Below are 6,736 nucleotides of genomic sequence, written 5' to 3'. Positions count from 1 at the left end.
TTATTCAAGGCTTCCACCTTATTACCCCTCTCTTCGAGCTGAGAATAAAACTCCTTATTTTGATTGCGAAGCGGGATTTCGGAAATTCAAGCGGAAGCCTATTCAGGGCCTCCTTCCAAGGAATCCCACTCAAAAACAAAAATTTATATATCTTCTTTATTTCTTCCCTCTCCTCAAGAGTAAATCCGGATCTCTTAAGACCAACCGTATTTATCCCCCTTATCCTCGCAGGATGTCCATCGACGAGGGTATAGGGAGGAACATCCTTAACCACCTTGCTCAAACCACCTATCATTGCCCTCTCACCTATCCTGACAAACTGATGTAATCCCGCCATACCTCCGAAAACCACACCGTCCTCTATCTGCACATATCCGGAAATACCTACAAGGTTCGCCGCCATAACCCCCTTACCAAGCTTGCAATTATGAGCAACATGACAGCCTACCATAAGATAGCAATCGTCTCCTATAACGGTTTTCTCTCCCTCTCCCGTCGCCCTATGAACGGTAACCCCCTCTCTCAACACCACATTATTTCCTATCTCAACGAAGCTTTCCTCCCCCTTATAAGCGAAGTGTTGAGGAGGAGCTCCAATAACACATCCTGCCTCTATAACGCAGTTTTTCCCGATCACCGTGCCTTTCCTCAAGTTAACATATGGACCTATCTTCGTTCCTGATGATATAAAAACCCCCTCTTCTATAACGGCATACGGTCCCACTTCAACACCATCGTCTATTTCAGCTTTAGGATTAACCACTGCTCTGGGATCTATCTTCACCGACATCCTTACCTTCCTCCTCAACGAGTCTATCACGTATAACGAAAAGGAAAGTTGCCTCCGCCACAGTTTCCCCATTCACGCTACTTTTAGCTTCCACTATTCCCATATTTTTCCTTACCCTTTTTACCCTCGCCTCCGTGATAAGCTGATCTCCCGGAACTACGGGTTTTCTAAATCTTACCTTGTCAAGTCCCACAAGATATGTGAATTTCCCTCTAAGCTCTTCTCTATTTAAGATCATAACCGCAGCAACTTGTCCCATGGATTCCAGCACCAGGACCCCCGGCATAACCGGCTCTCCCGGAAAGTGTCCCTGAAAGAACGGCTCATTAATGCTAACGTTTTTAAGCCCTATAACTCTGTCTTCCTCCAAAAGGAGGATCCTATCAACAAGTAGAAAGGGATAGCGGTGAGGCAGAGCCTTCATAACTATATCTATTTTCAACACCTTTCTCATCCACCTCCTCAAGTATGCGGGAAACGAGCCTTAAGTGGAGCTCATGGCCCGCCTTAACCGCAACTATGTGAGCATGAATCCAGTCTCCAAGAAAGGCCATATCCCCTATAAGATCAAGCACTTTATGCCTGACAAACTCATCTTCAAAGCGCAATCCCTCTGGATTCATCACGCCATCCTCATCTATTACCACCGCGTTCTCCAAGCTTCCTCCCTTAGCCAGACCGAGTTTCCATATAGCACCCAGTTCTTGTTTAAAAGCATAAGTTCTCGCAGGAGCTATGTCTCTGAGGAAAGTTTCAGGTGAGAACTCGTAAGATAAGAACTGCGCCTTTAAAAGAGGGTGATCGTAAGCTATAACATAGCTTATCTTAAACCCAGGATAAGGAAAAGCAGCTATCAGTGAATCTCCCATGCTAATCCAAATAGGGCTGTTCAGATCTATAAAGCTCTTGTAAGCATCCTGCTCTACCAACCCTGCTTCATATAGCTTTTGAGCGAAAGGAAAAGCACTTCCATCCACGGCGGGGGGTTCGCTTCCATGAATCCCTACTATAATGTTGTCTATGCCCAATCCCCTAATTGCAGACAACAGATGTTCAACCGTAAAAATCCTTGTGCCATCTCTCACTAAAACGGAACCTCTCATAGTATCCACTCTACACTCCCTTAGGGAAACTCTTATGAGTTCGCTTTCTTTCATATCCAAACGCTTAAAAACTATCCCCGTATTCGGAGGAGCCGGACGAAGAACTACCATGACGTTTTCACCAGTGTGTAAGCCAATGCCTCCAATCTCAACGCTTCTTCTTATCGTCTTTTGCCTCTCCATCCCTTTCTCTCCCTTCAAGTTCTTTAACTTTATCAAAAAGCTCTGGCAATCTTCTTATAAGGGCCTCTATCTTTAATTCCTTCCTGTGATCCATAGCTGGGAATCCCGACACGAAGCTTCCCGGTGGGATATCTTTCGTTATACCGCTTCTTCCTGCTACTATGCTTCTCTCCCCCACGCTAACATGATCCCTTACCCCTGCCTGTCCTCCCATCATAACCCCATCGCCTATGCGTGCGCTTCCCGCTATACCACATAAAGCAGCTACAAGCACGTTCTTCCCTAAGACGACATTGTGGGCTATCTGCACAAGATTGTCTATCTTCGTCCCTTTTCCTATCCTCGTCTCTCCTATAGTTGCTCTATCTATGGTCACATTAGCACCTATTTCAACGTCATCTTCTATTACTACTATCCCAACTTGGGGAACCTTCTCTATACCCCCCTCTCCGGGAATAAATCCGTAACCATCACTCCCAATTACAGCCCCGCTATGGATCACGACTCTACTGCCTATCTGGGTTCCCTCCCTTATAGAAACCATAGGATATATGATGCAATCTTCCCCTATCTCAACGTCTCTTCCAATAAAGACAAAAGGATATATGATCGTACGTGCTCCTATTCTCGAACCCCTTCCGAGATACGTGAAGGGCCCTACGTTAACCCCATCCCCAAGATAAACGTCCTCCTCTATAAGAGCAAGCTCATGCACACCACTATCGAGCGAATGCTTCGTCTCGAAAAACTCCTTTAGAAAAATCGCAAGAGCCCTTTTTGGATCGCTAACCTTTATAAGGGTTTTTCCCGTTTCTAAATGCCTGATCTTCTCGGGAATGACCAAGGCAGAAGCATCCGTATTTAAAATATCCTCTTTCGAGAAAGGGGTCCACACGAAAGCTATATCTCCCTTTCCTGCCGATGCGAGGGGAGCGACTCCCTTAATTTCTACATCTTTTCCTTCAAGCTTTCCATTTAGAACCTCAGCTACCTCTGATGCCTTTAATGGTTTATTTAACCTTGCCATACTTCTTCTTCAAAATGGCAAAGGCATCCTGAGTTATGTCTATACCTCCGAAGAAAACGGCTCTTTTAATGAATACTATGGTTATCCCTCTCTTCTTGGCCGCTTCCCTTATGGCAAGGTTAACATCCTTCAAGAGAGTGCTTAAGAGCTTTCTTTTATACTTATCAAACTCGCCTTGGGCTTTCCTGTAAACCTCTGCCTCCTTCTGTCTAAGTTTGTTCTTATCCTTTACGGTTTTCCTTAGCTTATCAATCTGCTTTTTCACTTGAGCCTCCTGCTTCCTTATAAAACTCTTAAGCTGTGCTCGAACCTCCTCTGCTTTCGGATGATTGTTCAATAGATAGTCCACATCCACAACTCCTATGCGCAGGCTTGCCGTCGCCCCTGAAGCAATTCCTCCCAGTAGAGTAAGAAGCAGCACCGCGCTTAAGACCAGCTTCAAACATCTCATATCGTCATCCCTCCTTCGATCTTTTTATAATCTACCTACCACCCTGAGGAAAAACGCCCTCTCCTCGTGAGTGGAATAGGTAAGCTCCACTCTTATCCAGCTACCAAACCAGTAAGCATATGAAAGCTCAACGCCCCCATCTGCATCCCAGTATCCTGCTTTTAAGCTTCCATAGCGAACGAAGAAAAAATTATCTCCATCGCTCAAGCTCCTTTCAAAGCCTAACCAAAGCTCCGGCCCTACCTTGAGCTTCAACCCCAGAAATGGCTCCAGTTCCACGCTTTCAAGCAGTGCTTTAAACTCCAGAAAAAGCTCTCCTTCCTTAAAGAGCTTACCAAAGTGGATTTTTCCCTCCGGTTCAGAATCTTTCAAACCAACATATACGGTTCCTTCAGCACTGATAGACCAAGTTCTCGATTCCAAACGGATAACCATGCTTGAGAGTCTACCAAGCCTAAGCTTGGGTGAAACATCAAGTCTGTAGAATGAAAGCGTTTTTGACATTGAAGCCTCCCTTATAATGAGATTTTTAAAGTAGCCCTCATTCTTCCTAACAAAAGCCACAGGTAAGCCCTCCATAAGCTTAACGCTTGGAAGGAATTCCTTCCTCAAGCCTCTCAAGATTATGTTAGGAACCGTTCTGGATCTCAACACGAGATCTACATTAAGTATCAGAGGCTCCTTCCCGCGCAGAGATATCTTTAACATAAGCCCTCTGGGCAAAAGAAAAAGGGATATGAGGGAATCATATCCCGGAAGCTCTCTCGAAACCAAAGATCTTATCTTAAGAGAGGCAACTTCCTGAGCCCAATCCAGAGCCTCAATCGGTAACCCCTTAAAGAGGGAAGCTCCAAAAGTCTCTATCCTTTTAAGGCGCTCTTCAAACAGAGGCTTAAGAAGTAAAGGAATCTTAGATGGAGAAAAACTCACAGATACTCTCCGCACAAGCTTCGAAGCAGGAATAAACCTCACCCTTAAAAAGTTTTTCTTAAACGATACAGCGCTGACCTTATAACCAGGAAAGAGTTTGGGCGTTATTCTCCTTATTATCGCTTCTCTTACCGGGTTTCCCTTTATTTCCTCTGCCACTCTTCGCAGTACTCTACAAACCGCTCCCTGAAGAAAAGCAGGAACTCCCTCCACTGAAACCTTAAGATATGCGAAAGCTGGAGAGGGAGGCAAAAGCGATAGCATAAAAACCCCGATTAAAACAGCTCTCCGAAGCTTATGTAAGATTGTGTATTCCCCTCCTCATCTCTACCAAAATCAAGCCTTATAACCCCAAACGGCGTTCTAACCCTTAAGCCAAAACCTATACCCCGCTTTAGATCGGAAAATGAAAGGCTCTCGTCCTTTTTCCAAGCATATCCCCAATCGTTAAAAACAACGAGTTCCAAACCTTTATCAAGAGGAACCCTGAGCTCAAGATTTGCCAAGAAAACCTTATCGCCGAAGAGATAATCCCTTGGATATCCTCTCAGCGTATTAGCTCCTCCTAAGAAGTACTTTTCAAAATATGGAACTGTGCCGCTTGAGTCTCCATATCTAACTCTCGTTGCCAAGATCCACGGCTTCCCCTCCTCAATGGGAGATCCTATCTCTATCCCAAGCCACTCATTTAATTTAAAGGGCCAATAAAGCCTAACTTCCGCCCAATACTTGGTATAATCGTAGTCTCCTCCTAAAAGTCCCGCGTCCTGAAGAGACAGACTCTCAACATCCCCAAGTGAATAAGGAAGATATGGATCTCTATTATCCCTCCTTAGGGTAAGAGTCAGATATCTAACCTCGCCTTGAAGGACATCCTCCTTATCCGGAGCTTCTCCAGAAGTGGGAGTGATATCCACATTCTCATTGGTAAGGGTGAGATAAAGAGCAAGTTTATCGTTAAGCTTTCTACCTATTCCTATATAGAAACCTTCCGCTTCCTCATCATATTTCCCCTTCTCTTCGCCGGTATCAGGATCATACCAGCTAACATCTGAGTAATCCTTCTTGTAAACCCCAATCTTGTAGGAAAAATGCTTCTCATCCATCCAGGGATCCTCCCATCTAAGCCAGTACTTCTCCCTCTCCCCAAGCTCCAAGCCAATTCCCGCATGAATGCCCCTACCCAGGAAATTTATGTCCTGAAAAGCGGCTTCCCCTTCCCAACCCGTCTGACTTCCATAACCTATACCGAGCATTAACCTTGTAGTGCTTTTCTCCTTAACCGTGAAAACTATATTAAGCCAGCCTATCTTTTCCGTAGGTTCCGGATAAGCTTCAACATTCTCAAAGTAATCTAACGCCTCGAGCCTTTTAAGCGAGAGACGGAGCTTTTTGGTATTTAAAACCTCCCCAGGTTTTAGAAGTATATACCTTCTTATGACATAGTCTTTTGTCCTTTTATTTCCCTGAATAATTATCTGCTTTACCCTCGGCTCAAGGATCTTAAGGAAAAGCACCCCATCCCTAAATCCAGCGTCCATTATCCTTATAAGCCCATATCCCTCTCTTCTGTAAAGATCAATGATTCGCTCTATATCATGCTTAAAGAAAACGGAGTTAAAGCGCATGCCTTCCGTTAGAAACATCACCTTCCTTATCTTATCCGTCGAAACTACCGTATTGCCCTCTATCTTTATTTCCTTTATAGGCTCGAATTCCTCCACGATGAAAATAACCTTTACACCATCTTCATAGGAACGAACCCTTATGGAAACGCTTTTAAAGAATCCAAGGTCGTAGATCCTCTTAAGATCCTCCTTAAGCTTCTCCTTATCGATGGGTTCTCCAACCTTGCTCTTAACGACCGAGAGTATCCTCTCCTTAACGACGCTAACGTTACCCTCTACATCTATAGCCTTTATAATGGGAGCAGCAAGTGCCGCACTCGCAAAAAGCAAAATGAAAACAAAAGTCAATGTGATTTTCTTCACCGAGCTCTACCTCCCTCCGGCAATGTAAGCCTTAAACTCTCTTTTACCCAGCTCAACTAAACGCAATATCTCCTCAGCTGAGATTAGCTCCCGCCCCTTGCTTTTAGCGGAAACGCGAGGCTCAAGATAGAGAATACGAGCTACTACTTCCTTTACTCCAGAGCGAGAAACCCCTCCTTTCACAAAGAAAAACGCCTGAGGTACAGAAACCCCTATTTTGCACATCATTCCTGTACCGATGTTTCCTCTCAGCTTGAAAGA

The 6,736-nt window shown here is 44.7% G+C and carries 8 protein-coding genes; all 8 read right to left on the bottom strand.

Annotation, left to right across the window (positions count from 1 at the left end):
* Window positions 1-4: 4 nt before the first annotated feature.
* The gene (gene lpxA / locus J7M13_01840) at window positions 5-790 is read right to left on the bottom strand and encodes an acyl-ACP--UDP-N-acetylglucosamine O-acyltransferase (protein MCD6362731.1); all 786 of its coding nucleotides are present in this window, start codon (window positions 788-790) and stop codon (window positions 5-7) included.
* Window positions 756-1,244: a 3-hydroxyacyl-ACP dehydratase FabZ gene (gene fabZ / locus J7M13_01835; protein ID MCD6362730.1), complete on the bottom strand. Its 489-nt coding sequence runs from the start codon at window positions 1,242-1,244 to the stop codon at window positions 756-758. Before fabZ ends, lpxA begins: the two co-directional genes overlap by 35 nt.
* Window positions 1,174-2,076, bottom strand: coding sequence for a UDP-3-O-[3-hydroxymyristoyl] N-acetylglucosamine deacetylase (lpxC, locus tag J7M13_01830; GenBank protein ID MCD6362729.1), 903 nt, complete (start codon window positions 2,074-2,076; stop codon window positions 1,174-1,176). The genes fabZ and lpxC overlap by 71 nt, the downstream gene beginning before the upstream one ends.
* Window positions 2,042-3,103 (bottom strand): UDP-3-O-(3-hydroxymyristoyl)glucosamine N-acyltransferase, encoded by a 1,062-nt coding sequence (gene lpxD, locus J7M13_01825; GenBank protein ID MCD6362728.1) that lies wholly within the window; start codon window positions 3,101-3,103, stop codon window positions 2,042-2,044. The genes lpxC and lpxD overlap by 35 nt, the downstream gene beginning before the upstream one ends.
* Window positions 3,087-3,554 (bottom strand): OmpH family outer membrane protein, encoded by a 468-nt coding sequence (locus tag J7M13_01820; GenBank protein MCD6362727.1) that lies wholly within the window; start codon window positions 3,552-3,554, stop codon window positions 3,087-3,089. The genes lpxD and J7M13_01820 overlap by 17 nt, the downstream gene beginning before the upstream one ends.
* Before the next feature lie 24 nt (window positions 3,555-3,578).
* Window positions 3,579-4,748, bottom strand: coding sequence for a hypothetical protein (locus J7M13_01815; protein ID MCD6362726.1), 1,170 nt, complete (start codon window positions 4,746-4,748; stop codon window positions 3,579-3,581).
* Between the two features lie 11 nt (window positions 4,749-4,759).
* Entirely contained in the window at window positions 4,760-6,475 is a 1,716-nt protein-coding gene (locus J7M13_01810) for a BamA/TamA family outer membrane protein (protein MCD6362725.1), read from the bottom strand.
* A gap of 6 nt (window positions 6,476-6,481) precedes the next feature.
* Window positions 6,482-6,736: hypothetical protein (locus tag J7M13_01805; GenBank protein ID MCD6362724.1), on the bottom strand; the 255-nt coding region annotated here is incomplete at its 5' end.

It is taken from the genome of Synergistota bacterium (assembly GCA_021159885.1).
Lineage (GTDB): Bacteria > Synergistota > GBS-1 > GBS-1 > GBS-1 > AUK310.
This window is presented reverse-complemented; position numbering and strand designations above follow the sequence as displayed.